The organism is Algoriphagus alkaliphilus (assembly GCF_900103735.1).
Classification (GTDB): Bacteria; Bacteroidota; Bacteroidia; order Cytophagales; family Cyclobacteriaceae; genus Algoriphagus; species Algoriphagus alkaliphilus.
Genome location: NZ_FMXE01000047.1, coordinates 1 through 26,635, shown reverse-complemented (window position 1 = coordinate 26,635; position 26,635 = coordinate 1). Strand labels below are relative to the sequence as shown.

The window sequence follows — 26,635 nt, the reverse complement described above, 5'->3', positions numbered from 1 at the left end:
GAAAAAAAATCAAAGGGCAAAAAAAAGGCCTTCTCTGTGAAGAGAAAGCCTTTTCGTGTCTGAGAGATATATTAATTCATCCCACCTTTTCGGGTTGGAGATCGCTGCGCAGGCCATTCGCCAGGTTCGCCTGTTCTCGGATTGATTGGAATTCGCTGCTCGCGGGAAACCATCTCCGGTTCTTCACAGGCCATGTACACCAAAATCGCAGTTAGGATGGCATTGTTTCGCACATCATCAAACACGATTTTATCATAGGTATCCAAATTGGTATGCCAGGTATAGTTGAAGTAAGACCAGTTCAATGCGCCTAGGTTAAATGCAGGCACTCCCGCCGCTACGAATGAAACGTGGTCTGTACCCCCTGTTCCCGGGTTGCCCGGAAATTCGGTTTTCAACTCCCTCGTAATGTCGCTTGGCACTTTATTCAACCATCGACCGATGTAATCATAACTGTGTACAAAGCCCATTCCTGAGAGATTGACGATTCTTCCTGTTCCATTGTCCTGATTGAATAAGGCTTGGATTTTATCAATCATTTCAGGATGATCTTCTACAAATGCTCTTGATCCATTCAGTCCCTGCTCTTCAGAGCCCCAGTGTCCAACCAAAATAGTTCGCTTTGGATTTGGATATACGGCCTTTAGAATACGCATTACTTCCATCATTAAGATCGTACCGGTACCGTTGTCGGTAGCGCCAGTTCCTCCATCCCAAGAGTCAAAGTGAGCCGATAGCATCACATATTCGTCAGGCTTTTCGGTTCCTTTGATTTCTGCGATGGTGTTGTAAGTAGGCTGAACACCGGTTTCTTTGGATTGCGCATTAAGGTTAATCTGGGGTTTTTTGCCGCTTTCGGCCAGTCTGAAAAGCAATCCGTAATCTTCCAGCGAAAGGTCAACTGTAGGAACTTTCTTGGTGGATCCGGAGAAAATTTTATTTGCTCCGAATCCATTGGACCAATAAGAAGTAATGATTCCCAAAGCTCCCGCATTTTCAAGTGCCAAAGGCAAACCTGTTCTACTCTTTCCGGTAGTCATCAAGCGGCTGGACCAAGCCGCATTTACTTTGATTCTTTCAGCCTTCATCTTTTCAAAAGACTCCGGTGTAGCAAATTCCTCCCAATTGTAATCCGGTCGTCCTGTCACCTGGGGAGCAGACAGCATCACGTATTTTCCCTTAACGGTTGGCAGCCATTTTTGGAAAGCAAGCGAATCTGCAAATTCAGGGAGGATGACTACCTCCCCTTTCGCTCCTCCTTGTGGAGAAGAAGGACTCCAAGCCAACTGTGTTCCCGCGAGCGACCTAGTCCATGGTGCAATCATGTCGATATGAGTGATCCCTCTTTCCCAACCCCGCCATTCGCCCCATTTTTCATTTCGGGCTGGGATTCCCCAAGATTGATAAGTAGAGACAGCGAGGTCGTGCGCTTTTTGCATTTGTGGAGAGCCGACCAATCTTGGTCCCACACCATCCATGATTTCATGGGCCAAAACTTCAAGTTTGGAGTTTTCAGTAGCTTCTTTAATGATGGCGTCGATGATTTGGTTTTGGGCTTGTACTTTGACAGACACCAAAAGCAATAATCCGATGCCGTAGCGATAGATTTTATTCATTAGAATTTAGTTTAGGGTTTAAAAATATCCCTAGAATTAGAATTAACCGAACCATTGGTGGAAAGAGATGATAAAAAAGCCAACTTGGGCCTGGCTTTGAAATTATTTCGTGAATTCAACCACGTCTGCTGAGACATTTACCTGATGCTTCCAAAAGAGCAGGAAAAATGAGGTTTTGGTGGAAAATGTTTCGTTAACCAACGCCTTTGAACTTCCCTGAAGGTTTGCATTTTGATACATGTTTGTCCGTGCGGTCTCCAATAGGGATTTTTTACTTAATCCTCCAATTCCGAAAACATAGGTTGCATTTGCTTTTCCTTCAATCCTCTCTCCAATCTTGAAGTTATCCTGAGATAAAATAACTTGAGTGTTTTGAGATTTAAAATTCGCTGTTAAAGCGTTGTGCGTGGCGCAGCTTGACATTACAGCCAAAGAGGCACCTAAAAGGGTAATTTTTAAATAATTCTTCATAATTTTAAAAGTTTAATATACAAATATTAAAAAATCAGGAATATAAATTAGTGTTTAGGCTTTCTTTTTTTGCTAGAGTTTGTTTCTCAGGGAAATAATTTTGGTGAGGAATAAAATCAAGCAGGTATATTAATCTAGAAATTGAAGAGAAAGCAAGGTTTCCCCTTTTGAGTCACGGTATCAACTCAAAATTCAAAAAACCCTGCATCAATTTGAAATGCTTGTCATAGGAGAAAAGTGTAAGTTTTTCTTCAATCACTTGTTGAAGAATTATTAAATCAGGAATGCCGACTTTATTCACGCCATTTTTTAGGTTTAAAATCTGATAGTGCCGGATTAAATCCCAATCAATGGTTAAAGGAATTTTTTCAAAGGAAATCAGGGAATCAATGATGTCTGCCTTCCTTTCTAGCTGAAGCCTAGGGATCAATTCACTAAGGATAATATCATTGGTAGAAACCAAGTCTTCATCAATGTATTTATCTAACGTGGAGGGTTTGGCAGATTTCAAAAACTCAATCCAAACAGAACTGTCAACCAAAATTGGAGACTTTACCATCACTTATCTATCTCGTAAAACATCTAAATCAAGGTCCAAATCAATAGATCCTTTCATATTGATAATTCTTTTTCGCTTGGTTTGAGCGATTTTTTCCTCAAGGACTAACTTGATTGCTTGACTTTTAGTCGTTGCTCCAGTAAGCTTCATTACCTCCTCGAGTAATTCTTCGGGTATTTCAATTGTTGTTCGCATAGATTATTGTGCAACATTGCACCATTTATGATGTAATTTAACTGAATTTATGAATACTCCGTTGTGCAAAAGTGTTGCTTAGTATGATTTTCATCAGGATTGGAGTTTTTCTTCCTCCATTCCTGTCAAACGGGATGGTTTTTTATCCGCTATAAAGTTTATTTACATCTGAAGTAAACCTAAAATCTGACTGATGGCCTCTGATATTGAAATGAAGCGTTTTCTCTGGAAAATCTTTGAAAAAAACCGTGCAGAAGAAAAATCAATCGCTTGGCTTCGCCTAAAAGCAGAGCAAACAAAAAATTCTAGCTCCAATTCAACTTTTTTCCTCGCTTTCTCTCAAGCTTCCCGCTTTTTCAAAAAGGACAATCTTGAACTTAGTTCGGAAGAAAAAGATCAGGCAAAAATGCTAGTGCCAGAATTTGAACTCAGCCATTGGGATTTACTCCAAACTGCACGCACTTACCTTCTACTTCATTTTCAGCGGGCAAAAGATCAATGGCTGGATGCGGTCAGCCAGCTTTTTGAAACGGGAGACCTCTATGAGCAGCAGGCTCTTTATGCTTCCTTGCCTTTGATGCCTTTTCCCGAGGAATTGCTTTCCAGGGCGATTGACGGATGCCGCACCAATATGACGCTGATCTTTGATGCCATCGCGTTGAACAATCCTTTTCCCGGGAAATACTTCCCCGAAGCCAACTGGAATCAGCTGGTGCTAAAGTCGATCTTTATGCAACGACCGCTCTATCGGATTCAAAAATTGGATGAGCGTAGAAATCCGGCCTTGGCGGATATTGCATCGGATTTTGCCCACGAGCGATGGGCAGCAGGAAGGGATGTCATGCCGGAACTATGGCGTTTGGTCGTTCCTTTCATTAAAGAAAAATTCGTGGCTGATTTGAAAAAAGTACTTGCTTCTAATGCGCAATTGGAAGTGGAAGCCGGCCTTTTGGCCTTGTATGGTTGTGAGTCTGAGATAGCAAAACAGTTGCTGCAAGGACACAACGAAGTGGTCATGGCGATCGAATACGGAGAAATCACATGGGAAAAAATAGGTAGGGATTTTCAGGAGAAAAGAGCCTGAATCTGTGTTTAGTGCTATTTTTAAGTATGAATTGATGATAAGATGTTACAGCAAGATTGTTTTCATTATGATATGCCAAAATTAAAAATCCCCCTAACCCTCCGCCGCGGCAGAGCGAGTTTGCCACAAGCTAACTCTAAACCTTCACTTCATTAGGTTAGGATTCACACATCAAAATATTAAAAACCTGAAAAAATGGAAATGTACATAGATCCCCATATCCACCTCGTTTCCCGCACAACGGATGATTACGAAGCGATGCGCAAAGCCGGAATCGTAGCGACTATCGAGCCTGCATTTTGGTTGGGACAACCCCGGACAGAAGTCGGATCTTTCAAAGATTACTTCAGCACACTGGTGGGTTGGGAAAGATTCCGCGCCAGTCAGTTTGGGATAGTTCACTACTGCACGATGGGCCTGAATTCCAAAGAAGCCAATAATGTGGCTTTGGCTGAGCAGGTGATGGAGCTTTTGCCGCTTTTTGCAGGAAAAGAAGGCGTGGTCGCCATCGGTGAAATCGGCTACGATGATCAGACCGAAGCGGAGGACAAATTCTATCGTCTTCAGCTCGAATTAGCCAAGGATGTCAACCTACCGGTATTGATCCACACTCCCCATCGAGACAAGAAGAAAGGAACCACGAGATCCATGGATGTGGCCGAAGAGCATCAGGTGGATCCGGGGTGGGTTATCGTGGATCACAACAATGAGGAAACTGTTAAAGAAGTCCTCGACCGTGGTTTCTGGGCGGCATTTACGATTTATCCACATACCAAAATGGGTTCGGAGCGGATGGTAGAGATTGTCAAACAATACGGGCCTGAACGCATAATCGTGAATTCCGCAGCGGATTGGGGGATTTCTGATCCTTTGGCTGTGCCAAAAACTGCCCATCTCATGCGAAAAATGGGTATCCCCGAGGAGTACGTACGCCTCACCACCTACCAAAATGCGCTGACGGTTTTCGGACTCAGCGGACAGATGGATGAGAACGACTGGCTCAAAGCACCTTCAATAGACCAAACCAAAAAACTTGGTGGAAACTCCGTCCTGCGTGGAGGCCAAGTTCCGCGGGTAGAAGGTCCTGCCGATCAAGTTGAGAATTAATCCATGGCCAAACACGGAATTTTCCCTTACCTCCAACTGACCCGCCCTGCTAATGTGATCACAGCGATCGCAGATATCTGGGCGGGTTTTGCCATTGCCGGGGCATGGGACTACATGGCCACCAACTGGATTTATGGAGATCAGCAGTTTTGGCAAAATTTGCTTTGGCTCTCATTGAGTACAATTGGTTTGTATGCAGGTGGAGTCGCCTTCAATGATATCGCAGATGCGGAACTGGATGCCATTGAGCGGCCCGAAAGGCCAATTCCCAGTGGTCGGGCTTCCAAATCGCATGCAATGATCATGTCCACTTTGCTGTTAGTTTTTGGAATTGTTTGTGCTTTTCAGGTAAATCATGTTGCCGGATTTTTAGCCAGTGCCGTTGCTCTATGTGCCGTGCTGTATGATTATTGGGGAAAGCATCAGCGGATTCTTGGGCCGATCAACATGGGATTATGCCGCTCCGGAAATCTGCTTTTAGGAATCAGTGTTGCGCCCGAAGTCTTACAGAAAATCTGGCCGATAGCCTTGATTCCTTTAATCTATGTGGCGGCGATTACGATGATCAGCAGGGGCGAAGTTCATGGGAAAAACAGGAAAGCACTCTTTGCAGGAGGAATGATGTATGCCTCGATTTTCCTGGCGATATTCGGAATGGCCTACTTGGAGAGTCCGGGATACCTGCAAGTCATTCCGTTTTTAGGGTTGTTGGGCTATATGATCTTTCCGCCTTTGGCTAAAGCTATCCGCACACAGGAACCCAAATTCATCGGAAAATCCGTAAAAGCTGCCGTTATTTCGCTCATCATTGTGAATGCTTCCATTGCCGCAGCCTTCTCAGGATGGCCCATTGGGATCATCGTTTTGCTCCTTCTTCCTATTTCCCTTTGGTTAGCCAAAAAATTTGCCGTAACCTGAGGTTTAAATAAACTAATTCCCCGCTCAAATTGTCTTTAAAGCGGAAAATGCCCAATAACCTATTGTCCTTCCGATGAATACAATTCTCGAACAGACCTTTTCAGTTCCTTTCAGATATCCGGTGTGTTTTACCGAGGATCTTTTTGATTCTAAAAACACGATTTTGGCTGATGTGCTTCGGGGAGAACGTGTGCCAAAAGTACTTTTTGTAATTGACAGCGGCGTTTCGGACACGCATCCAGAGTTGATCAATCAGGTAAAATCTTACGCTGACAAATACAAGGATATGTTCACGCTTGCGGCCGAACCTATCGTTGTGATCGGCGGGGAAGCTTGCAAGAATGACGAGACCCTATACCAAAGGATCGTCGAAGCCACCCATTTGTATGGGATTGACCGACACTCTTACATCGCCGTGATTGGTGGAGGGGCGGTGCTGGACATGGTGGGTTTTGCGGCAGCGATTTCCCATCGTGGAATCCGGCTGATTCGCATTCCGACTACGGTGCTTTCGCAAAATGACTCCGCAGTCGGAGTCAAAAACAGCATCAACGCCTTCGGTAAAAAGAACTATCTCGGAACATTTACCCCTCCTAATGCCGTCTTGAACGATTTCAATTTTCTGAAAACGCTGGATGACCGAGACTGGAGAGCGGGAATTTCCGAAGCGATCAAAGTGGCACTGATTAAGGATTTGAGCTTTTTTGAGTGGTTGGAGGAAAATGCCGGAGCCTTAGCCCGACGTGAAATGTCGCCAATGAAGGAGCATATCATCCGAAGTGCAAAAATGCACATGAACCATATTTCAGGCAAGGATCCTTTCGAATTTGGCTCGTCCAGACCATTGGATTTTGGACATTGGGCAGCGCATAAGCTGGAAAAGCTGAGCAACTTCCGCATCCGTCACGGAGAGGCAGTTGCAATCGGGATTGCCTTGGATTCTACCTATTCCTTTTTACAGGGAAGAATTTCTGAAGCTGATTTAAAACGGATTATCCAGGTGATGAAAACCTTGGGGTTTGAGCTTTTTGCGTCTGAACTCAAGGGAGAAAGTTTGATTCAAGGCCTCAAAGAATTTCAGGAGCATTTGGGAGGTCAATTGACGATTATGCTTTTGAAAAAACTGGGAAAAGGCATCGAAGTGCACGAAATGGACGAGGAATTGATTCATAGATCTGTAGCTTTACTTCAATCATTTCAGGAAAAGGGTAATTTGATTCCCTCCTGATTTTTTATTTCAACCTATGGACGTCAAAGGTTTTCATCTGAGCTATTGCAGCAATATTCATCCCGGTGAAAGCTGGGAGGCCACATTTCAGAATCTCAAGATCTACATTCCGGAAGTTCGGCAGCGATTAAAAGCGGAAGGTCCTTTTGGAATCGGACTGAGACTTTCCAATGAAGCCTCTTTGGCCTTGGAAAGACCCGAGAAACTCAGGGAATTTCAGGATTGGCTGCGAAAAGTAAATGCATACGTCTTTACCTTGAATGGTTTTCCCTACGGAGATTTTCACCGGCAGATCGTCAAGGAAAAGGTCCATTTTCCGGACTGGACTACCACGGATCGCAGGGATTACACCATCCGTTCGTTCAGGATTTTAGCCCAACTTTTACCTCCGGGGATCGACGGGGGAATTTCCACTTCACCGATTTCCTATCGGCATTGGTTCAAAACCACAGATGCGCTGAACCAAGGCATGGAAACCGCAACCCAGCATCTGCTGGAAGTGGTGGAGGAATTGGTGACTATTCATCGGATCACCGGCAAACTCATGCATTTGGACATTGAACCGGAACCGGACGGCGTTCTTGAAAATTCCGATGAGACAGTTTCGCTGTTTTTGAATTGGCTTCTTCCAAAAGGGAAGCCTTGGCTGGCTCAAAAGTTTGGAATCACGGAAAGTGAAGCAGATGAACTGATCAAAAGACATATTCAGGTTTGCTATGACGTTTGCCATTTTGCAATTGTCTATGAGGAACCTGCTGAGACCTTTGCCAAGTTTGAAGCGGCGGGAATTCGCATTGGGAAGATTCAGATCTCAGCTGCGCTGAAAGTTATGATTCCTGAAACTCCAAATGGAAAATTCAGTTTGGGCAAAAAGCTGTTATCCTTTGTCGAGTCTACCTACCTGCATCAGGTGGTTGCCAGAGATGCAAAAGGCAAGTTAAAGTCATACTCAGACCTCCCTCAGGCCCTTGAACTCTTGCCAGAGAGCAAGGAAGAAGAGTGGCGGATTCACTTCCATGTACCTGTTTTCCTGGAGAATTACGGTTCTTTTTCCTCCACTCAGGAAACCATTTCAATTGTACTTAAAGAAATTTTATCCAAACCAGAAATCACCCAGCATCTTGAAGTGGAGACCTACACTTGGGAAGTTTTGCCGGAAGATACCCGATTGAGTTTGGGCGAGTCAATTGCCAGGGAGTTGAGTTGGGTGATTGGGGAGATGGGGTAAGGGCTTGGTGAGAAGTAAGTTGTAAAAACAGTATATCAGTTTAAAACTGAACACTTGACCAACGTGAGTTGGGAAATACGGAAAGTGATTTTATCGGGCTTCGACTCCGCTCAGCCTGACACGATTGTCAGGCTGAGCGGAGTCGAAGCCATTAGAATTTTAACCTTTGAGGTTTATTCAAAACCTCGAAGGTTTCAAATGAAAAGTGAAAAGATTTACCATTAAGGAATTAAGTTTTTGAAGATGTATAGTCTGAAAAGTGGGATCAAGCGCTTGACTAGCATTTCTTAATTTTTTTAAGTCCCTTAATGGTTCAAACCCCTTTAGTTTATAAGGAAAATGAAAAAAACCGTCGTCCTTGATATAGTTGCCCTATCTCCACGAGTGATCGGAGAGTATACGCCTTTTTTGAAAAAATGGATTGGGTCTAAAAAACAAGCAGTCGTCGAGCCGGTACTTCCAGCAGTCACTTGCTCGGCGCAATCTGTTTATCTAACCGGCAAATGGCCATCTGAAAACGGAATCGTGGGAAATGGCTGGTATTTCCAGGACGAATGTGAAATCAAGTTTTGGCGTCAGTCCAACAAGCTTGTACAGGCCGAAAAAGTCTGGGAAGTGCTCAAAAAGGAAAATTCGGAATTCACTGTTGCCAACCTATTTTGGTGGTATAATATGTACTCCAGCGTGGATTATGCGGTGACGCCTAGACCGCTTTACCTTCAGGATGGGCGTAAAATGCCGGATTGCCATTCTCAACCCATGGAACTCAGGGATAGGCTTCAGAAAGAGCTCGGACAGTTTCCGCTTTTTTCGTTTTGGGGACCAAAAACTACCATCGAATCCAGTCGATGGATTGCTGAGGCAGCCAAGAAAGTCGATCAATGGCATAATCCCACGCTCAACCTGATTTACATTCCGCATTTGGATTATGGACTTCAGAAGTATGGGATTGACTTTGACAAAATTGGAAAGGATCTCCAAGAAGTGGATGACTTGGCGAAAGACCTGATCACCTATTTTGAGAAGCAAGGAACTCAAGTCTTACTCCTTTCAGAATATGCCATCACCACGGTAAGCAATCCTGTTCACTTGAACCGGATTTTCAGGGAAAAGGGCTGGATTCAGGTGAAAGATGAATTGGGAAAAGAGACGCTGGATGCGGGGACTTCCGCAGTTTTTGCGGTCGCTGATCATCAGGTCGCACACATCCATGTGAATGACAAATCCAAATTAGCCGAAGTCAAAGCCCTTCTGGAAATGACGCCCGGTGTGGAAAAAGTGCTGGACGAAGCCGGCAAAAAAGCCTATCACATCGACCACGAGCGCTCGGGAGATTTGGTGGTGATCGCAGATTCAGATTCTTGGTTTACCTATTATTTCTGGCTGGACGATGCGAAAGCGCCTGACTATGCCCGCTGTGTGGATATCCATCGCAAACCCGGTTATGATCCGGTGGAATTAATCCTGGATCCCAAAATCAAAATTCCACTTTTGACGGTTGGGTCAAAGGTTTTAAAGAAAAAACTGGGCTTCCGCTACCTGATGGATGTGATTCCTCTGGATGCAACTTTGGTGAAAGGCACCCATGGTAGAATCCCTGAATCCGACTTGGACAAGCCTCTTTTTGTGTCGGGTTCGGCAATTAATTCAGCCGAAAAAATCCAACCTACTGAAGTCTTTGATCTGATATTGAGGGCAGTGAGAAGTTAATTTTGCAAAAAATAAGCGACAAGATTCTTTGATTTTAGTTTTGCTAAGCTAGTTTAGTAGGCAAATTATTTTCTATGACTAGATTTACCCTTTTTGCTTTCGCTTTGATCGCTTTTTCCTGTGGGTCAACTGATTCCGAAGACTCCGCTTCTTCCAATGTCCTTGAAGACATCAGCTTCTCAATTGACACGGTAGTGGTTAATCCCGGTGAGGAACTTATCAACCTTCAGTGGGGTCTGGGATTAGCGGATATTACTGCTGACAAGAAGAAGCTTTATTTGCTCGATGGAACCAGCCAATCGTTATTTGAGGTTGATTTAGATGGGCTAAAATTGCTTAGAAAGATCCAATTTGAGAAGGAGGGTCCAAATGGGATCGGCACTTACCCGGGCGGCTTTCAAATACTTTCGGATGGGAATTTCCTTATCTCGGGCTTTCAAGGAAGTGCGATTTTTAGCCCTAGCAAAGAAAAGATTCGGGATATCAAGTTTTTGGCTGGGAATATCGATAGCCTGTCCAAAGATTTGGAAAATGGTGCTTACTTCGGGCTTTTGGCCAGCCAAGACAGTAAGCATTTCCTTTCGCTTCCAGGTAATTTTTTTGATGGGACGAGGGATCTTTTGGTAGCAGACTTTTCAAGTGTCAAGGGCAAAATGATCGATATACCTGCAATGGATATCGCCTCAGAACTCAGAATTGTACTAAAATCTGCCGAGGCAATGATGGTTGCTGCGGAAAATTTGGAAATACAAGACTTAAATGGTAGAGCGGTAATAAGCTCAAGTGCTACCAGTGATATCTACCTCTATGACTACTCTAGCGATTCTCTTCGTCTGGTGAACTACCAACATAGGTTGGTTCCTGGCAAAAAGGAGCCTAGGTCCAAAAGTGAAGTTTCGAGTCAGGAGGAGTTTCAAGTGGAATGGGCTAAACTTCAAGAGCAAATTGGATTCGAGAAGTTTTTTTGGGATGATAAAAACCTACGCTATTACCGATTTGGCAAGATTTCTCAACCAAAAGTGGACGACAAAACACCCCGAAAGGCAGATGTTTTTCTTTTTGCCTACGACAAAGAATTTAAGATGATTGGTGAGACTCAATTGAAAGATTTGACCAGCGTTCCGGCTTATCCCTTTTTCAAAAACGGCAAACTTTGGTCCTATGTGAATGTGGAGGATGAGTTGGGTTTTGCAGTGATAGATTTTAAATTTTAGGATGATGAAAAACCACTCATTAATATTAGCCCTAGCATTTTTCTCGGCATGTGCCGGAAAACCTGACTCACAAGAAACTACACAGGTCGAAGAGCTGAAGAATGTGTTGGAAAACATTGCTTTTACAGTTGATACGGTGATCATCGATTCTGGTGATTCGATAATTGACACCAAAAACGTGGATGGATATGTAAAAAAGTTCTACAGTTCTGTGTCTGAAGACGGAATGCTGCTTTACATTTTTGACAGAAGGAGGCTGATTCTTCAGGAAATTGACCTCAATTCTTTGAAACTTGTCCACAGATACCCCTTCGAAATGGAGGGCCCTGATGGAGTAAGTAGGTTTGTGTTAACTTTTGGAATCCTTCCTTCTGGGGATTTTTTGGTGAAAGATATATTTGGAAATGCTGCACTTTTCTCCAAAACTGGGAAAAAATTAAAAAGCATAAAATTGAATGGAGAAGACCTGCTTCAGAACACGAGTTTAGAACCTTTTGCAATCGGTAATGATTTGTTTGTGGATTTGAAATCGGAGAAACTTTATACCGTTCCTCGCAATTACATGACCAAGGAAATTTTTTTCGCTGTTATGGATTCAGCGGGACAGACAGGAGAAATTTTTGAAATTCCTGAATTCCATAGAGTTTTTAAATTCGGAGTCGAATACAATTCTGGGGGCGGTGGTAGTTCTCAAGGTGAAGAACTCAAGCTTCAAAAACCAAGTAATCTGGTCCTACTTTCCTCCACTTATGGAAATGCCATTTACGTCTTTGATCCAGAACTTGACAGTCTCTATTATAAAGCATTTCCTCATGAAATAGCTCCTTTGGAGAAAGACATCGAGATCAAGAATCAAGTGTCGAGCGAAGGAGAATTTAAGGCCGAAATAGAAAAACTCCACACCCAGATAGATTATGGAGAGTTTTATTGGGATAAAGTTACCCAGCGCTATTATCGGTTTGCAAGTATTGGGCTTCCACGAGCCGCTCTTGATTCTCCCAAAAGATATGAGTTTTTTATGTTCGCTTACGACAAGAATCTGGAGCTAAAAGGCGAAACCAAGCTTCAGGGCGTCGCCGAAATACCAGAAAGCGGATTCTTCAAAGACGGCAAACTTTGGTCCTATGTGAATGTGGAAGATGATTTGGGTTTCGCAGTATTCACTTTTAATTTTTAATCCCATCACGATGAATAAGTCATTCAAAATTCTAGCCCTCTTAGTCCTGGTATCCTGTTCCGAAAAAGAGGATAAGGAAAAAACCAACATACTCGAAGATCTTAGCTATTCCATTTATACGCTCCTCATGGATGTGGGCGAGGAGATTTTCAATCCAGGAGCATATTATGGAAGTGATCTAAGCGAAGACGGCGAAACAGGGTACTGGTTTTATGAACCAAAAAAGCAAATTCACGAGTACGACTTGGTCAACCTTAAGTTGACGGCTATCCATCCCTTTGAAGCCGATGGCCCAAATGCTATTCCTCCAAACCTTAATTATTTTCAAGCGCTGCCAAATGAATCTTTTTTTATGGCAGATTTCGCCAAGACGGGGATTTTTTCCCTCGATGGAAAGCAAGTTCAAAATCTCAGGATTCAATTGGAAACCGTCTCTGGGTTTGATTCTGAAGCTACTTTTTCCCTTACAAACAATATCCATCTCAGTCCTGACAAAAAGAAAACAATCAGTCTACCAAATAACTTCACCGGTCCAGTGGAAGGTTTGGCTGTGATTGATATCGAAACGATGACCGGAACGCTCAAGGATATTTCGAAGCTCGATTTGACGAACAAGTACAACGTCACATTCAAGCAAGGAAATGGAATGACTCGATCAGGTGACTTCCAGACCTTGCAACTTGTCAACAACCTGTTTTTCATATACAGTGGATCGCTCTCTGATATCTATACCTATGATTGGAAGACAGATTCTCTTCGACAATATAGCTTCCCACATCAATTGGTAGCCAAGTCCAAGACCGGAGACTTTCCTACTGAAGTGGATTCTAATGAGTGTTGAAGAGAGGTAATGAAAGAGATGAAGAAGCAAATTACTTTTGGAGATTTCTACTGGGATGAATCTAGAAATCTGTATTTCCGATTGGGCAGTATGACCAATGAAACAGATACCTCGGTATTTCTATTTGCATACGATAAAGAACTCAATCTAATAGGAGAAGCGAGATTGAAGGGAATAAATAAAATGATTCCTCGTCCCTTTTTTCGCGATGGAAAACTTTACAGTTATCATGTAGCAGGAGAAAGCCCGGCCTTGGCTAAATTCACATTTAATTTTTAAATAATGAGAAAAAAAATTTACCTCATATTCCTCCCAATGATTTTTTCCTGTGGAGGAAATTCTTCTGAAAAAGCTGAATCAGGAAATTTTCTGGAGAATCTGACTTTTACGGTGGATACAGTGGTCGTGAATCCGGGAGACAAGATCATTAATCTTTCCTATGGGCTTGGGGTTTCTGCTCTTAGTTTGGATAGAAAATATCTCTACCAGCTCGATCCTAACAATACGCATATCAATGCGATCAATTTGGATCAGCTGACTTTGGATCAGCAATATCCTTTTGAGGAGGAAGGTCCCAATGGAATTGGACCATTGATTTTTGAAATGCAAATCATGGATAATGAGGAGTTGTATTTATGTGGCTATGATTCTTATGGCCTATACACGTTGCAAGGCGAAAAAGTAAAAACCTTTAATCTAAATGAAATAGAGGGTATTGAAGGCCTAGACAATTTCACACTTGGCCCGAGAATAAAGCTTTCAAGGAATGGCAATTTTATGTTCTCTATGCCTCGTGATCGGGTGGAAAACACAATAGAACTGGCAGTAATTGATTTAGAAACCAAATCCGGGAAACTTCTCAAGATACCAGCAATGGAAAAAGCATTAGACTATAACCTGGAATTCCGGATGGGAAACACTACCCAGTTTTATGGAGATGTAATAAGCATTAGTTTGATTGAGGACTTGGTGTTGGTTAGTAATTCGGCAAATAACAAGGTGTATAACTATGACTACGTCAAAGATTCCCTGTATTTATTTGACTATGATTTTGCCTTGGTTCCCAATGAAAAGGACAAGCCTATTAAAAAAGAAGTATCCTCGATTGAGGAATTTCGAATAGAGGAGCAAATTGCACTAGGTCAAATCTATTTTGGAAATTTGCTCTATGATAGCGGCAACAATCGATTTTTTCGTTTTGGGCGGGTTTTGGGTCCAAAAGTAGGAGAATCCCAAACAAGAGCAGGAGAATACTTTCTGTTCGTTTTTGACAAAGAACTGAAGCTGATCGGGGAAGCAAAATTAGAAGGACTAAAGAATATCCCTTCTTCTGCCTTCTTCAAAGACGGCAAACTTTGGTCCTATGTCAATGTAAATGATGAATTGGGTTTTGCGGTGATGGATTTTAAATTTTAACCAACTACAACATGAAGTTAAAACCAGTTTACCTGATGATTTTGGTGCTTTTTTCCTGTGGGGGAGAAGGCGAAAATGTAGAAAAAGAAGGAACAGTCCTGGAAGATTTCAGCTACACGGTGGATACTGTTGTGGTCAATCCGGGTGAAGAAATCATCAATCTCTCCCGAGGGCTGGGCACCGCAGCTTTAAGCCAAGACAGAAAATATATCTATCAACTGGATGTTGCGAACACCAAAATCAATCAGATCAATCTGGACAATTTGATATTGGAAAAGCAATTTCCCATGGAAAAAGAAGGTCCCAACGGCATTGGGCAGTATGTTTTTAGCATGCAATTCATGGACAATGGAGATTTGTATATGGGAGGATATAATTCCAATGGGCTATTCAATTTGCAGGGTGAGAAAGTAAAGGACCTCAATGTAAAACCTGAGGAATTGGCTGGGCTTGAGAAGGTGGAAAGTAACTCGCTCACATCTGGGCTGAAGTTGACCAAGGATGGAAAGAATATGTTTTCCCTACCAGGTGATTTTTTAGGAGAAACCATTGATTTGGCAATCATTGATGTGGAAAATAAATCTGGGAAGCTCCGCAAAATCCCGGCAATGGAGACTGCTTTGAAATACAATCTCTCATTTCGAACAGATAATATGGTTCAATATTATGGAGAGTCAATTACAGTCAACTTAATTGAAGACCAAGTTTTGATTACAAATTCGGCCAACAACAAGATCTATAATTATAATATCGAGCAGGACTCCCTGTACCTGATAGACTATAATTTTACCCTGACTCCAAACGAGAAAGATAAGCCCATCATTCAAAAAGTCACCTCGGAACAAGCCTTTAAATCCGAGCAGGAGAAAGCTCAGATGCAAATTTACTTTGGAAATCTCCTCCACGACCGGGAAAATAAGCGATTTTTTCGCTTTGGGAGAATTTGGGGTCCACAGGTAGAGGAAGGTCAAACCAGAAAAGGCGAGTTTTTCATCTTCGTTTTCGATCAGGAACTTAAGTTGATCGGGGAGGCCAAACTCGAAGGCATTAAGGATATTCCCTATTCGGCATTTTTCAAAGACGGCAAGCTTTGGAATTACATCAATGTGGATGATGAATTGGGTTTTGCAGTGATTGATTTTAAGTTTTAAGATGATGAGAAGACTACTAGCACTGATTTTCCTACCATTGATTTTTTCCTGTGAAGGTAAAAAAGTAGAACAATCACAAATTGAGTTTTCTTACACCACGGATACGGTCTGGGTAGATTCCAAAGACTTATTGTTGACAGTGGATGCTGGACTGCGGACTATGATTTTGGCTCCGGATGATCGCTACTTATTCTTTTATAATGCGATAGAAAAACGATTGGACAAAATTAATTTGAATACCTACAAAATCGAGCGATCTATTCAATTCGCTCCCGACGGACCAAATGGAATAGGATCTCTTTCGCTTTTTGATTTGCATGTAACGAATCAGGAGGATTTCTACTTCTCTTCCTTTGATGGAATCAGAAAAATGGATTCCACAGGAAATCTCCTCAAAATCTACAATTGGGATGTGGAGGAATTTGTGTCCAAAAATATCCCTGACAAGACGATTGCAAGTTTCAGTGGAGACTACGATTCAGAAGGAAATTTTTTCGCTGGTGTCTATGGTGTATCCCGTGGTGGAAGGTCCTCCGGAGAAGGTTTGGTCTTGATTGATTTAATCCAAAGGACTAGCAAAACTTTGGAGGTTCCTTTATTAAAGTCACTTGAAGATTTCAAAATTGTCCTTGAAGCTGAAACCAACATGACTAACGGAGATGAATTTCATCTTCAACTAATAGATGATAGAGTTTTGATCAGCATCAGCCCAGTGAATGCTATTGCTATATATGATCTTAAGAAAGATTCACTTTATCAGAAAAGCTACGCAACGAACTTGCTTCCTGCTGCGAAACCCGGGAATTTTCCCCGAAAAGTTAACTCCTTGGAAGCGATGGAAGAAGCCGTAAAAACTAAGTATTATGAACCGACATATGGGAAATTTACCTACGATCCCATATCCAAAACTTTCTTTCGCTTTTCCTATTATCAAAAGGAAACTTCAGCGGGAACCAATGAACAGACTGTTGTCCTTTCCATATTTGATCAGGAGCTAAATCTAATTTATGAACTGGATAAGGCCCCAAATTTTACTGGGAATGTCTTTTTCAGAGATGGCTACTTACACAAAGGAATCAATCAAAATGATGAGTTGAGTTTTGTAAGGCTTAAACCAAATCTGAACGATGAATAAGCAGCTCCTAATTGGTGTTTTGATGCTTGGATTAGTTTCTTTTTCCTGCGGAAATAGCAAAAACACAGGTTCCAATACTGAAGGAAACATGCTGAAAAATCTCAGCTTCACCGCTGATACGGTCTTGGTGGATCCGGGAGATTACCTCCTCAATCTCCAATTTGGCTTGCTGAAAGCCGACTTTTCTGATGACGGAAAGTATCTCTACCACCTGCATCCTTCAGATCAAGTCCTTTCGGTCATCGATTTGGAAAAGTTGAAAATTGAAAGGCAAATCCAATATGAAAAAGAAGGACCGAATGGAATGCCGGATTTTGCCATCACGACACAATTTTTGGGTGATAACAAACTTCTTTTTTTGGGAATGCAAAATTCAGGAATCTTCAATTTGGGAGCTGAAAAGTTAACCTCACTAAACCGTGATTCTGTCAAATTGGAAGGGATAACGACTGAGAAGGACTACACTTTCTTTTATCAATTAGAGGCGGCCCCTAAGCATAACCTGTTATTTTCTATACCTCATAATGTTGAATCGGAACAGTATAGCCTGGCCATATTCGATATGGACTCCTTAAATGGGAAAGTCATCGGATTGCCCGAATTTGGTTTTCTATCGAATTTTGAATTGATTTTTCGTGAGGGAAGGTCCTCTTCCACAGCCAATACAGCGAGTGTCCAACTGAGCACAGAGCGGGATCAAGTTCTTGTTTATTCTCAGGGTACAAGTAGTTTTTATCGGTATGATATTTTAAAAGACACTTTGGTATTCAAAACTTACGAACACAAACTCGTCCCCAATCAGAAGACGCCACCTGCCTCCCCGCAATTAAAGTCTAAAGAGGAGTTTGATGAAGCGGCTAACTACACCAAAGATCAAATATCATTTGGTGATTTTCTGTGGGACGAGAATCGAGGCCAATATTTTCGGTTTGGGTCTATCCGCAAACCAATACTAGATCCTCAAGCTCCTCCAAAAAATGAAGTCTTCCTTTTTGCCTATGATTCAGACTTTAATCTCCTTGGAGAAGTTGAAATCAAGGAATTAAACTTTCAGCCTTCCTGGCCCTTCTTCAAAGACGGCAAGCTCTGGTCCTATGTTAATGTGGAGGATGAATTGGGCTTTGCCGTGATGGATTTTAAGTTTTAGACTATGAAAAACGCAATTTTCTTATTCCTTATCGTCGGATTCGCCTCCTGTTCTTCTGAAAAAAAACCACGTGAGCGGCAATCCCTAGACTTTTCTGTAGAACTGGACACCGTGCAAGTCGATGCCGGAGATGAGCTGCTCTTTGTCAATTGGAGTCTGTCTTCCTCGGGAGAGTCTCCGGATGGTAAATACTTATACAATTTCAAGCGAACCAAACCCGTCGCACTGGAGGTGATCAATCTGGAAAACCTTAGCCTGGAAAAGATCATTCCCATGGAATTGGAAGGGCCAAACGGTTTGGGTACTGAATATATTTCAAAGGTTCACCCTACTCCTAAAGGCAGCTTTATTTTCCGGGATGGGTATCAGGTTTCTACCTTTGATGCTCAATTCAATAAAATCAGCACTTTCAGACTTGATAAGGAAGATTTTATTCTAAAATCACTCCCTGAAGGACGTCGGATTTGGCTGGATCAAGCCATGTCGGGTGATGGGAAAAAATTAGCGGGATTTTATGGAGGGCAAAAGATGACCGATCCGAAAGAAGGCGTGATTGTGGTTGATTTTGAAGCACAAACGGCCCAAATCTTTCCGATGGAATCGTTAAGCTCTTGGTTAAAATATCAGACGACATTCCTCTACAATGGAGAACACCCCGTCAATGCCACTTTTCCTCCTAACAATATCCTGGTAAAAGGTGACTCCGTGGTCTTTTCAATCGGTGCAGAAAATAAAGTTTACTTTCTGGAACTGAAGACGGACTCGATCAGCTCCAAAACGTATGAAAGTCAATTTACCAGACAGGTATCCGAAGCTGCTTTTCCTGAAATTGTGGACTCTGAAGCCGAATTTCAGAAAATTTTCGAAGCAAAACTGAATGAAGTCCGCTATGGGAATTTTCACTTTGATGAAAAAAATAAGGTCTTCTGGAGGTTTACCGTGGAGTCTCCAAAAGCAGTGCTTACCGCATTTTCTCCTGAATTTGAGCAACTTGGCGAAGTACTTTTGGATGAGAATTTTAAACTGCCCTCAAAGGTTTTCGTCCGGGATGGGATGATTTACACCTATCTCAATCAGGATGATGAAGTGTATTTTGTGAGGGTGAAGCCTAAGTTTAAGGATTAAACCAAACCTAACCTTTTCTTCACCGTCAGCAGGTTTTCCTGCTTTTTAGGCTCTCGGTTGATGCGACAGTACTCGGTATGGAAGTGATGCTTTTGCATAAAAACCAACTGCAACTCGTCCCAAGCCTGCTCCGTGAAGTCGGGATTAAAGTGCTTGAGTTCTTCAAAAAGTGTTTTGCCTATTTTCTCAAAAAGATCCGTACCCAAATATTCCAGATCGGCATCTGCCAGAATATTTTCTAAAAGCGAGGTAGGACTCTGAGGGATTTTGGTTGCCATGATCATCCCATATATTTTTTGCAAATCATCGGTAGAGTAGCCTTTTTCAAGATAGCCCCTAGCGATTTTGCAACCCTTCTCTTCATGGTCTTTGGGATTATCGATAAAGCCCGTATCATGAAAGAGTGCCGCCAGCTTTAGCAAGTCAAGATCTTTTGCGGAGACCTTCAGTTCCCTGGCAAGGAAAATTGCTTTCTCTATCACATAGGCCGTATGATCCAGATTGTGATAAGTCAGGTGTTCGGGCAATTTTGCCAGGATTTCCTGATAGACCGTATGTTGGATTTCTTCAAATACCATCAGCTGTGCTTTTTACCGACCCGTTTGATGACACCACCTTTTACTTCCTTGATTGTTTGTACATAAAAGAATGCCTTAGGGTCTATTTGTTGAATTACCTCTTTCATTCGGTGAACTTCCAGCCTTGTTACCACCGTCATAATAATGTCACAGGGATGCTTGATGTGGAATGTTTCAGGAAGATAGCCTCTTTCGCCTTTATATACGGATATTGCCTTCCCAAATTCCTTTACTATCAGTTCTTTGACTTTATCATGCTCCCTTGAGATGATCGTCAGTGCAGTATATTCCTCAAATCCCTCGACGACGTAATCTGTCATTTTGATGGCGGTGAAGTAAGTGAGGATAGAATACATTGCAGGTTCTATGCCAAAGAAAATGGCAGCGAACAGCATAATGAGTGAATTCAGGAAGATGGTAATCTCACTGGCTGAAAGCGGGGAATTTTTTTCCACGAATTCGGTAATCACCTCAAATCCATCAATCAATCCACCGCCTCGAATAATCAAGCCAATCCCCAAGCCCATCAGGATTCCCCCAAAGAGAGCGCTCAGTACATGATCATTTGTAACAGCTTTTTCAATTGGAAGGATTTCAAGAATTATTATCAAAAGAAAGACCGAGAAGGTTGATTGAACTGCGAAAGTTTTCCCGATTTTTTTCCAGCCCAGCCAAAGAAAGGGAAGGTTGATTGCTACTAACAGGACATAAAGGTTAATTCCGAATCGGAGATTCAAAACTATAGCGATACCAGTCACTCCGCCATCCAAAAACTTATTTGGGAGCATAAAGGCTTCCAATGCTACGGCAGCACAAAAGACTCCGGCTACAATATAGAGGATGGAAAATGGATCAAATACGGCTTCCCAATCAATGTTTTGTCTGGATGTAATCATTCCAGCTTATTTTTAAAAAAGATCATATACTTCGTAATTGTCATATTTCGTAAAATTTAAAACAAAAACCCAGGTTGCCCAAATATTCTACAGCGGAAACTTTAAGGAAAGTAGAAATTAGATCGATTTTGTAAAAGAAAAGACTTGATTCCTAACCGAGCCTTGGTAAACTGAGCTTATACTTCATTGCTATCATTCGGATACTGATGATCAGTGACATCGAAATCAACATATTGTAGTCTCGCTCCAAGCTGTAATAGTCTAATACCAAATAAAGGATTGCACCTGCAAGGCAGGCAGAGGCGTAAATTTCCTTCCTGAACAAAATGGGAATTTCATTTGTAAGCGTATCACGGATAACTCCGCCCATCACCGCAGTAAACATCCCCATGATCGCTGCAATCTCGGGTCTTACACCCAAACTGAGGGCTTTCTCTACCCCTAAAACTGTAAAAAATCCAATTCCAAGCGTGTCAAAAAGGAAGAATGTTTTGCGAAGGCGACTGAGAATACTTGGAAAAAGAAATGCAGTGAGAATTCCGGCCAGTATCGAATAGAGAAAATATATGTCTCCTATCCAAACCAAAGGATGGCTATCCAATAAAATATCCCGCAATGTTCCGCCGCCTATAGCTGTGATAAACCCTGTAAATCCTGCCCCAAATAGATCATGCTCTTTTTCCCGAATGGCCAAAGCACCCGAAATCGCAAAGACGAATGTTCCGGTGAGTTCAAGCGCGTATTGAAGATCCATGGGTTGAAGGGGGGTTGAGGCTGAAGATATTGAAATTCTCAATTACCAATGATCAATTCTCAATTTTCAAGGAGGATTTACGAAGGACTTGCAATGTGAATTTTGGGGTTGATCATCTTAGAGACAAGAAACAAGACGCTTTAAATGTTCAATTACCAATGATCAATTCTCAATTTTCAGGGAGATGCACGAATTATTTGAAAATTGATCATTGAATTTGAAAATTGATCATTTCTTCACTTTCTCCATCACAAAAACCCCCATCGCCCGCTGTCCATGCACTAAGACGGACTTGGGATTTTCCAGATGCCGGAATCCTAGTAACTTCAAGTTATCCACATGGTCTTGCGTAAGCAAAAACCGCTCTGAACCGTCAGGAAGCGAGTATTTTCCACTAGCTAAGGATAGACTTTCATCCATAATTCCTCCAAAACCTGTTGTCATTCGAAACCAGAAAATTCCTCCCGGTTTGAGGATTCTATGGATTTCCCGGATCATCTGCCAGAAATTATCCACACTTTCTGCAAAATGTAAAACGGCCGAACAGATCACTGCATCAAATGCATCGTTGTGAAATGGAATTTCTTCCAATTTTCCGACCTGAAAGCGATGAATGTCAAATTCCGGGTTCAAACTTTTGGAAAGGAAGCGACAGTATTGGATTGCAAGTTCGTTTGGATCAATCCCAAATACAGGATAGCCTTTTTGGATAAAGTAAACGGCATTGCGTCCCTCTCCGCAACCAGCGTCCAGGATTTTCATTTCCTTGGTAAATCGACCCTTCAGAATCTGGTCTAAAAGGTAGATATCCACATTGCCCAGCAGACGATTTAATTCAGGTATATCCATTTTCCAATGCGTCAAGTGCTTCCTTTGCTTTTTGTCGTCCGATCTCGATCATCTCCCCAGCCCGGTGAAATTCCAGTGTGCCTGCCTGTTTTCTCGAAACCCTCACCATCATATCCACTGGATATTTTTCAATCAACAACTCGCAAAACCGATCCTGAAGTAAATCAAAGGAACGTGTCAGGAGATTGATGGAACTGAGGGAAGTTGATTTCTCTTCTTTTATTTCTTCCGGAAAATAATGTCGCATCTTGAGCTGGTAATCTTTTAACCAGCTGGGTATGGACATGAATCTCCTGCCTTTTTCATCCTTTTTTGGAGGTTCGATGTAAAGAGATTCAGGTCCATTCACTTCAACCACCGCCAATAACCGATTTTCATGATTTGAAATCAATGAAATGGGGACAGGATTCAATACTCCACCATCAATAAATTCATGTCGATGATGCCGGGCAGGCTGAAAAACCGAAGGAATACTTCCCGAAGCCCGAATTGCCGCATAAAGACTTCCCTCACGAAAAATAACCTCCTGACCGGTGTGGCAATCCACTGCATTGCAGGAAAAAGGAATTGACAAGTCTTCAATCTGACAGTCCTTGACCACTTTCTTCAGGGCATTGTACACTTTTTCGCCTTTGATAAATCCCCTGCTTGAAAAGGTGAAGTCCATCAGGGAAAAAACATCAATACGATCCAGATTGCAGATCCAATCTTTGAAGTCGGGTAATTTACCTGCCGCATACATCCCGCCGACCAGCGCTCCTGCCGAGCAGCCCGCGATCTCAGCGATCTTATAGCCACGACTCTCCAGCTCCTCGATCACACCCACGTGCGCCAATCCCCTCGCCCCGCCGCTGCTCAAAACCAATGAAACTGTTTTCTTTTTTGACATATCTTTAAGGATTGAAAAAACTTTATTTTAGAAGAAAAATTATCCGCAAAACTAAGCATTATGAGTGAGTTTAAACCCTTTCACCTCGCATTCCCCATCCGTGACATTGCAGAAACACGTGCATTCTACGGAGATTTGTTAGGTTGTGACATTGGTCGAAGCACCGATAAGTGGATCGATTTCAACTTCTTTGGTCATCAGCTTTCGGCTCACATCAAGCCTGAAGAACTGGCCAATGCCAAGACCAATGAAGTCGATGGAAAGAATGTTCCGGTACGGCACTTCGGCGCAATTTTGGGTTGGGACGAGTGGCATACCCTCGCCGATAAGTTGAAAGCTCATGGAATTGAATTTGTCATCGATCCTTATATCCGGTTTCAGGGGGAAGTCGGCGAGCAAGCAACGATGTTTTTCCTGGATCCTTGCGGAAATGCCCTGGAGTTCAAGTCATTTCAGGATCCAAGCCAGATTTTTGCTAAATAATCGCCGATTTGAAAGCCATCAATCTAGATCAGCGACTCGGTCGATTTGTGTATGTTGGAAAAAAGGAATACCTCTTCTTCAGTGGCACTTCCTACCTCGGGATTGACCAAGATCGGCATTATGAATCTGTGCTGTTTGATTGCATCCGCCGCTATGGATTCAATCACGGACTCAGCCGGGTCAATAATGCACGATTGAAAGTCTATGATGAATTTGAAAGCTTCTTTGCGAAACAGGCTAAAGCCGAAGCCAGCGCTGTGATGAGTTCCGGCTACTTAGCCGGAATCTCCGCCTGGCAATACCTTTACCCCAAATCCGATCAGTGCTGGATCGCTCCGGATACACATCCCGCTATCCTGCCGGCAGAATTAAAGCCTGATTATCAATTAAATTTTACACAATGGAAAAGGCAGTGTCTTGAGCTTTCTGATAAACTTCCTGCACAGCGGATTTTAATTTTGGGCAATGCCGTAGACCCCCTCAAAGCTGAGGTTCATAATTATACTTGGGTGAAAGAAATTGCACAAAAACATGAAGTCAGCCTGCTGATTGATGATAGTCATGCTTTTGGGGTTTTGGGCAAAGGGGTGTTTGGAACGTATTCGGTTCATAAAGACTCAAAAATTAATCTGATCATTTCCGGTTCCATGGGAAAGGGTTTGGCCATGCCGGCCGGAATTGTATTAGGGAAAACTCAGCTAATTGAGGCAATCAAAAGCCAGGCTATCTACACCGGAGCTTCTCCGGGAAGCCCGGCCAACCTACAGGCCTTTCTTGAAACTCAGGAAATCTATACATCCCAATGTCAAAAAATCCGGGACTATTGTGGAATCTTCAGTCAGGAAACCCGTGACTTATCCACAATTCAGGGTTCAGCACAATTTCCGGTTTTCATCTATGAAAACCCTGATTGGGTGGAAAAACTGGAGAAAATGGGTTTTATCACCTCTTCTTTTTCTTACCCCAATGCAGAAAGTCCTAGAATAGACCGGATCGTTATTTCAGCAGCTCATACACTTTGGGATTTTATGGCACTCAATGAAGCCTTACATCAACTTTCGGATAAAAAATGAAAAACCTGCCTTTTTTACTTTTGATACTTTTATGGATAAACTCCTGCCAAACTAAGCAGCCGAAACTTTTTGTGGATGGCTTGGACGCTTACCCAAACCTGAAAAAGGTTCTTCAAGATTCCTCCAAATACCAAGTTCAAATACTTTATACACAAATCGACCGGAATGAACATGTCAATCCAATGATGACTACTTTTCAGTTCAACTTGGACGATGAACGCTATTTCTACCCTGCTTCGACAGTCAAACTTCCAATTGCAATTTTGGCTTTGGAATGGCTGGAGGAGCAAGGTATTGAAGGATTGACCCTTGAAACGAGCATGTTGACAGATTCAGTCCGACCTTCCCAATTTCCTGCTTTGGTAGACAGTTCGGCTGAATCAGGCCTGCCAAGTATCGGACATTACATCAAAAAGATCCTGCTCGTTTCTGACAATGATGCCTTCAATCGACTCTATGAATTACTTGGTCAGGACTACATCAATCAAAAATTGAAGGAAAAGGGATTAAGTCATACCCTAATCAATCACCGTCTCAGCATGCCGATGAGTCCTGAAGAAAATCGGCAATTCAACCCAATACGATTTGTGGATAAATCCGGAGTGATCATTCATGAACTCCCTGCTCGCAGTACGAAAATAATTTATTCCAATGCTGAACAACCAAAAATTGGCAAAGCATATTTCTCAGGAGATTCCCTCGTGAATGAGTCTTTGGATTTTACCTTCAAAAATAAGTTTTCGATTTCCGATTTGGATGGAGTGGTGAAGCGGATTGTTTTTCCTCAGGCATTTCTCGGTATCGAACGGTTTGAATTAAATGAGGAGCACCGAAACTTCATCCTGAAGTATATGAGTATGCTTCCAAGAGAGAGTCGTTTTCCAAGTTATCCACAGTCGGAGTACCCTGACAGTTACTCGAAGTTTTACAAATTTGGGACAGCGAAGGGACCGATTCCGGCGCAATTTCGAATCTATAACAAGACAGGTTGGGCCTATGGACACCTGATTGATGGAAGCTACTTCGTTGATTTTGACAATGGAGTAGAGTTTTTCGTCACAGCTGTGATTTATACGAATGAAAATGAAACGCTGAATGATGACACTTACGAAACAGAAGAAATTGGACTTCCCTTTTTCGCTGAATTGGGGGAGTATTTATATCAAATGGAGCTAAAGCGAAAAAAACAGATTCCTGCGGATTTGAATGGGATAAAGTTTGATTATTAGGGAGAAAAGCTAAATCTTTTGTTTTTTACCGCGAACCTGCCTGACGGTAGGCAGGGTTCATGAAGTCACGCAAAGTTTTTTTTTACCGGAGAGTCGGAGATGACTCAAAGTTTTTTGCCACATAGAAACATAGAAGCACATAGTTTTTGGGTGACCAAAGCTTTTGGCTGTCTTTTGCTATATGACTATGTTGTTTTAAAAAGTGTTCTACTTTGACTAAATTCAAACCTGAATCTTTTTTTCCTGTTTTCAACATTCTGATTTTTGAATTTTGCAACTCATTGTAAATAAGATATATATAAAATTGTTTTTGTCATTTTGGGTGCTGCAAATTATATTTTGTGGTGTTTATCCGGGAAAACAAGAACAGAAGTGGTACTGTAAGCATTCAGGTAGTAGAAAAGAACAAGGGTAGAAACAAAGTCATTTTTACCGCAGGTTCTGGCGTCACCCCAGTGGAGTTGGAGCTTTTGAAGATCAAAGCTCAAAAATTTATTGAAGATCAAAGCGGGCTACTTCCTTTGTTTTTAGATCAGGAGGATCTAATTGTTCAGACTTTTGT

General features: G+C 42.3%; 25 protein-coding genes and 2 pseudogenes. 18 read left to right on the top strand and 9 right to left on the bottom strand.

From position 1 onward, the window contains the following. Nucleotides 1-71 precede the first annotated feature (71 nt). From BLQ81_RS20650 to BLQ81_RS20635, 4 genes are all read right to left on the bottom strand, one after another. A complete protein-coding gene (locus BLQ81_RS20650; protein ID WP_092734632.1) occupies nucleotides 72-1,616 on the bottom strand; it encodes a M20/M25/M40 family metallo-hydrolase in 1,545 nt (514 codons plus the stop codon). A 102-nt stretch (nucleotides 1,617-1,718) separates the two neighbouring features. Further along, nucleotides 1,719-2,087, bottom strand: coding sequence for a DUF6567 family protein (locus tag BLQ81_RS20645; protein ID WP_092734629.1), 369 nt, complete (start codon nucleotides 2,085-2,087; stop codon nucleotides 1,719-1,721). A 172-nt stretch (nucleotides 2,088-2,259) separates the two neighbouring features. Next, nucleotides 2,260-2,646 carry a PIN domain-containing protein gene (locus BLQ81_RS20640; protein WP_092734635.1) on the bottom strand — a complete coding sequence of 129 codons (387 nt, stop codon included), beginning with the start codon at nucleotides 2,644-2,646 and terminating at the stop codon, nucleotides 2,260-2,262. A gap of 3 nt (nucleotides 2,647-2,649) precedes the next feature. Continuing rightward, nucleotides 2,650-2,841: a type II toxin-antitoxin system VapB family antitoxin gene (locus tag BLQ81_RS20635; RefSeq protein ID WP_092734626.1), complete on the bottom strand. Its 192-nt coding sequence runs from the start codon at nucleotides 2,839-2,841 to the stop codon at nucleotides 2,650-2,652. Between the two features lie 193 nt (nucleotides 2,842-3,034). Between BLQ81_RS20635 and BLQ81_RS20630 the strand changes: the two genes are divergently transcribed. The 14 genes and pseudogenes from BLQ81_RS20630 to BLQ81_RS20560 all read left to right on the top strand — a co-directional run bounded on the left by BLQ81_RS20630 (nucleotide 3,035) and on the right by BLQ81_RS20560 (nucleotide 19,322). Then, nucleotides 3,035-3,925 (top strand): EboA domain-containing protein, encoded by an 891-nt coding sequence (locus BLQ81_RS20630; RefSeq protein WP_092734623.1) that lies wholly within the window; start codon nucleotides 3,035-3,037, stop codon nucleotides 3,923-3,925. A 195-nt stretch (nucleotides 3,926-4,120) separates the two neighbouring features. Continuing rightward, nucleotides 4,121-5,032: a TatD family hydrolase gene (locus tag BLQ81_RS20625; protein WP_092734620.1), complete on the top strand. Its 912-nt coding sequence runs from the start codon at nucleotides 4,121-4,123 to the stop codon at nucleotides 5,030-5,032. A gap of 3 nt (nucleotides 5,033-5,035) precedes the next feature. Then, entirely contained in the window at nucleotides 5,036-5,950 is a 915-nt protein-coding gene (gene eboC, locus BLQ81_RS20620; protein WP_092734616.1) for a UbiA-like protein EboC, read from the top strand. A 73-nt stretch (nucleotides 5,951-6,023) separates the two neighbouring features. After that, nucleotides 6,024-7,178, top strand: coding sequence for a 3-dehydroquinate synthase (locus tag BLQ81_RS20615; RefSeq protein ID WP_092734613.1), 1,155 nt, complete (start codon nucleotides 6,024-6,026; stop codon nucleotides 7,176-7,178). 16 nt (nucleotides 7,179-7,194) lie between these two features. Next, nucleotides 7,195-8,406 carry a metabolite traffic protein EboE gene (gene eboE / locus BLQ81_RS20610; protein WP_092734610.1) on the top strand — a complete coding sequence of 404 codons (1,212 nt, stop codon included), beginning with the start codon at nucleotides 7,195-7,197 and terminating at the stop codon, nucleotides 8,404-8,406. Between the two features lie 339 nt (nucleotides 8,407-8,745). Next, nucleotides 8,746-10,116, top strand: coding sequence for an alkaline phosphatase family protein (locus tag BLQ81_RS20605; protein ID WP_092734607.1), 1,371 nt, complete (start codon nucleotides 8,746-8,748; stop codon nucleotides 10,114-10,116). A 74-nt stretch (nucleotides 10,117-10,190) separates the two neighbouring features. Then, entirely contained in the window at nucleotides 10,191-11,330 is a 1,140-nt protein-coding gene (locus tag BLQ81_RS20600) for a DUF4221 family protein (protein WP_092734604.1), read from the top strand. Nucleotides 11,331-11,334: 4 nt separating this feature from the next. After that, the gene (locus BLQ81_RS20595; RefSeq protein WP_175454305.1) at nucleotides 11,335-12,507 is read left to right on the top strand and encodes a DUF4221 family protein; all 1,173 of its coding nucleotides are present in this window, start codon (nucleotides 11,335-11,337) and stop codon (nucleotides 12,505-12,507) included. Further along, a pseudogene (locus tag BLQ81_RS20590) lies at nucleotides 12,461-13,627 on the top strand (DUF4221 family protein). Before BLQ81_RS20595 ends, BLQ81_RS20590 begins: the two are co-directional and overlap by 47 nt. 3 nt (nucleotides 13,628-13,630) lie before the next feature. Further along, the gene (locus BLQ81_RS20580) at nucleotides 13,631-14,764 is read left to right on the top strand and encodes a DUF4221 family protein (protein ID WP_092734592.1); all 1,134 of its coding nucleotides are present in this window, start codon (nucleotides 13,631-13,633) and stop codon (nucleotides 14,762-14,764) included. 11 nt (nucleotides 14,765-14,775) lie between these two features. Beyond that, nucleotides 14,776-15,915, top strand: coding sequence for a DUF4221 family protein (locus tag BLQ81_RS20575; protein WP_092734589.1), 1,140 nt, complete (start codon nucleotides 14,776-14,778; stop codon nucleotides 15,913-15,915). A gap of 4 nt (nucleotides 15,916-15,919) precedes the next feature. Beyond that, complete coding sequence (locus BLQ81_RS20570; RefSeq protein ID WP_175454302.1) at nucleotides 15,920-17,050, top strand: DUF4221 family protein; 1,131 nt, start codon at nucleotides 15,920-15,922, stop codon at nucleotides 17,048-17,050. After that, nucleotides 17,043-18,197 (top strand): DUF4221 family protein, encoded by a 1,155-nt coding sequence (locus BLQ81_RS20565; protein WP_092734583.1) that lies wholly within the window; start codon nucleotides 17,043-17,045, stop codon nucleotides 18,195-18,197. Before BLQ81_RS20570 ends, BLQ81_RS20565 begins: the two co-directional genes overlap by 8 nt. Before the next feature lie 3 nt (nucleotides 18,198-18,200). Then, the gene (locus BLQ81_RS20560; RefSeq protein WP_092734580.1) at nucleotides 18,201-19,322 is read left to right on the top strand and encodes a DUF4221 family protein; all 1,122 of its coding nucleotides are present in this window, start codon (nucleotides 18,201-18,203) and stop codon (nucleotides 19,320-19,322) included. Here BLQ81_RS20560 and BLQ81_RS20555 read toward each other — a convergent pair. The 5 genes from BLQ81_RS20555 to BLQ81_RS20535 form a co-directional block, all read right to left on the bottom strand. Continuing rightward, entirely contained in the window at nucleotides 19,319-19,900 is a 582-nt protein-coding gene (locus BLQ81_RS20555) for an HD domain-containing protein (RefSeq protein WP_092734577.1), read from the bottom strand. The two genes, BLQ81_RS20560 and BLQ81_RS20555, sit on opposite strands and share 4 nt — an antisense overlap. Beyond that, nucleotides 19,900-20,796 (bottom strand): YitT family protein, encoded by an 897-nt coding sequence (locus tag BLQ81_RS20550; RefSeq protein ID WP_092734574.1) that lies wholly within the window; start codon nucleotides 20,794-20,796, stop codon nucleotides 19,900-19,902. Before BLQ81_RS20550 ends, BLQ81_RS20555 begins: the two co-directional genes overlap by 1 nt. Before the next feature lie 151 nt (nucleotides 20,797-20,947). After that, on the bottom strand, nucleotides 20,948-21,550 hold the full coding sequence (locus BLQ81_RS20545; protein WP_092734571.1) for a trimeric intracellular cation channel family protein: 603 nt from the start codon (nucleotides 21,548-21,550) through the stop codon (nucleotides 20,948-20,950). Nucleotides 21,551-21,778: 228 nt separating this feature from the next. Beyond that, the gene (locus tag BLQ81_RS20540; protein ID WP_092734568.1) at nucleotides 21,779-22,399 is read right to left on the bottom strand and encodes a class I SAM-dependent methyltransferase; all 621 of its coding nucleotides are present in this window, start codon (nucleotides 22,397-22,399) and stop codon (nucleotides 21,779-21,781) included. Next, nucleotides 22,386-23,288 (bottom strand): patatin-like phospholipase family protein, encoded by a 903-nt coding sequence (locus tag BLQ81_RS20535; RefSeq protein ID WP_092734565.1) that lies wholly within the window; start codon nucleotides 23,286-23,288, stop codon nucleotides 22,386-22,388. The genes BLQ81_RS20540 and BLQ81_RS20535 overlap by 14 nt, the downstream gene beginning before the upstream one ends. A gap of 60 nt (nucleotides 23,289-23,348) precedes the next feature. Here BLQ81_RS20535 and BLQ81_RS20530 point away from each other — a divergent pair, with 60 nt between their 5' ends. The 4 genes and pseudogenes from BLQ81_RS20530 to BLQ81_RS20510 all read left to right on the top strand — a co-directional run. After that, nucleotides 23,349-23,771, top strand: coding sequence for a VOC family protein (locus tag BLQ81_RS20530; protein ID WP_092734562.1), 423 nt, complete (start codon nucleotides 23,349-23,351; stop codon nucleotides 23,769-23,771). Between the two features lie 8 nt (nucleotides 23,772-23,779). Continuing rightward, nucleotides 23,780-24,844, top strand: coding sequence for an aminotransferase class I/II-fold pyridoxal phosphate-dependent enzyme (locus BLQ81_RS20525; protein ID WP_092734559.1), 1,065 nt, complete (start codon nucleotides 23,780-23,782; stop codon nucleotides 24,842-24,844). Next, the gene (locus BLQ81_RS20520) at nucleotides 24,841-26,073 is read left to right on the top strand and encodes a serine hydrolase (RefSeq protein ID WP_092734556.1); all 1,233 of its coding nucleotides are present in this window, start codon (nucleotides 24,841-24,843) and stop codon (nucleotides 26,071-26,073) included. Before BLQ81_RS20525 ends, BLQ81_RS20520 begins: the two co-directional genes overlap by 4 nt. Before the next feature lie 341 nt (nucleotides 26,074-26,414). Continuing rightward, a pseudogene (locus BLQ81_RS20510) lies at nucleotides 26,415-26,635 on the top strand (hypothetical protein); the annotation flags it as partial.

Bases quoted from the DNA above. Each gene is read 5' to 3' on its own strand.
- BLQ81_RS20650 (WP_092734632.1), bottom strand. From the start codon at position 1,616: ATGAATAAAATCTATCGCTACGGCATCGGATTATTGCTTTTGGTGTCT.
- BLQ81_RS20645 (WP_092734629.1), bottom strand. From the start codon at position 2,087: ATGAAGAATTATTTAAAAATTACCCTTTTAGGTGCCTCTTTGGCTGTA.
- BLQ81_RS20640 (WP_092734635.1), bottom strand. From the start codon at position 2,646: ATGGTAAAGTCTCCAATTTTGGTTGACAGTTCTGTTTGGATTGAGTTT.
- BLQ81_RS20635 (WP_092734626.1), bottom strand. From the start codon at position 2,841: ATGCGAACAACAATTGAAATACCCGAAGAATTACTCGAGGAGGTAATG.
- BLQ81_RS20630 (WP_092734623.1), top strand. From the start codon at position 3,035: ATGGCCTCTGATATTGAAATGAAGCGTTTTCTCTGGAAAATCTTTGAA.
- BLQ81_RS20625 (WP_092734620.1), top strand. From the start codon at position 4,121: ATGGAAATGTACATAGATCCCCATATCCACCTCGTTTCCCGCACAACG.
- eboC (WP_092734616.1), top strand. From the start codon at position 5,036: ATGGCCAAACACGGAATTTTCCCTTACCTCCAACTGACCCGCCCTGCT.
- BLQ81_RS20615 (WP_092734613.1), top strand. From the start codon at position 6,024: ATGAATACAATTCTCGAACAGACCTTTTCAGTTCCTTTCAGATATCCG.
- eboE (WP_092734610.1), top strand. From the start codon at position 7,195: ATGGACGTCAAAGGTTTTCATCTGAGCTATTGCAGCAATATTCATCCC.
- BLQ81_RS20605 (WP_092734607.1), top strand. From the start codon at position 8,746: ATGAAAAAAACCGTCGTCCTTGATATAGTTGCCCTATCTCCACGAGTG.
- BLQ81_RS20600 (WP_092734604.1), top strand. From the start codon at position 10,191: ATGACTAGATTTACCCTTTTTGCTTTCGCTTTGATCGCTTTTTCCTGT.
- BLQ81_RS20595 (WP_175454305.1), top strand. From the start codon at position 11,335: ATGAAAAACCACTCATTAATATTAGCCCTAGCATTTTTCTCGGCATGT.
- BLQ81_RS20580 (WP_092734592.1), top strand. From the start codon at position 13,631: ATGAGAAAAAAAATTTACCTCATATTCCTCCCAATGATTTTTTCCTGT.
- BLQ81_RS20575 (WP_092734589.1), top strand. From the start codon at position 14,776: ATGAAGTTAAAACCAGTTTACCTGATGATTTTGGTGCTTTTTTCCTGT.
- BLQ81_RS20570 (WP_175454302.1), top strand. From the start codon at position 15,920: ATGAGAAGACTACTAGCACTGATTTTCCTACCATTGATTTTTTCCTGT.
- BLQ81_RS20565 (WP_092734583.1), top strand. From the start codon at position 17,043: ATGAATAAGCAGCTCCTAATTGGTGTTTTGATGCTTGGATTAGTTTCT.
- BLQ81_RS20560 (WP_092734580.1), top strand. From the start codon at position 18,201: ATGAAAAACGCAATTTTCTTATTCCTTATCGTCGGATTCGCCTCCTGT.
- BLQ81_RS20555 (WP_092734577.1), bottom strand. From the start codon at position 19,900: ATGGTATTTGAAGAAATCCAACATACGGTCTATCAGGAAATCCTGGCA.
- BLQ81_RS20550 (WP_092734574.1), bottom strand. From the start codon at position 20,796: ATGATTACATCCAGACAAAACATTGATTGGGAAGCCGTATTTGATCCA.
- BLQ81_RS20545 (WP_092734571.1), bottom strand. From the start codon at position 21,550: ATGGATCTTCAATACGCGCTTGAACTCACCGGAACATTCGTCTTTGCG.
- BLQ81_RS20540 (WP_092734568.1), bottom strand. From the start codon at position 22,399: ATGGATATACCTGAATTAAATCGTCTGCTGGGCAATGTGGATATCTAC.
- BLQ81_RS20535 (WP_092734565.1), bottom strand. From the start codon at position 23,288: ATGTCAAAAAAGAAAACAGTTTCATTGGTTTTGAGCAGCGGCGGGGCG.
- BLQ81_RS20530 (WP_092734562.1), top strand. From the start codon at position 23,349: ATGAGTGAGTTTAAACCCTTTCACCTCGCATTCCCCATCCGTGACATT.
- BLQ81_RS20520 (WP_092734556.1), top strand. From the start codon at position 24,841: ATGAAAAACCTGCCTTTTTTACTTTTGATACTTTTATGGATAAACTCC.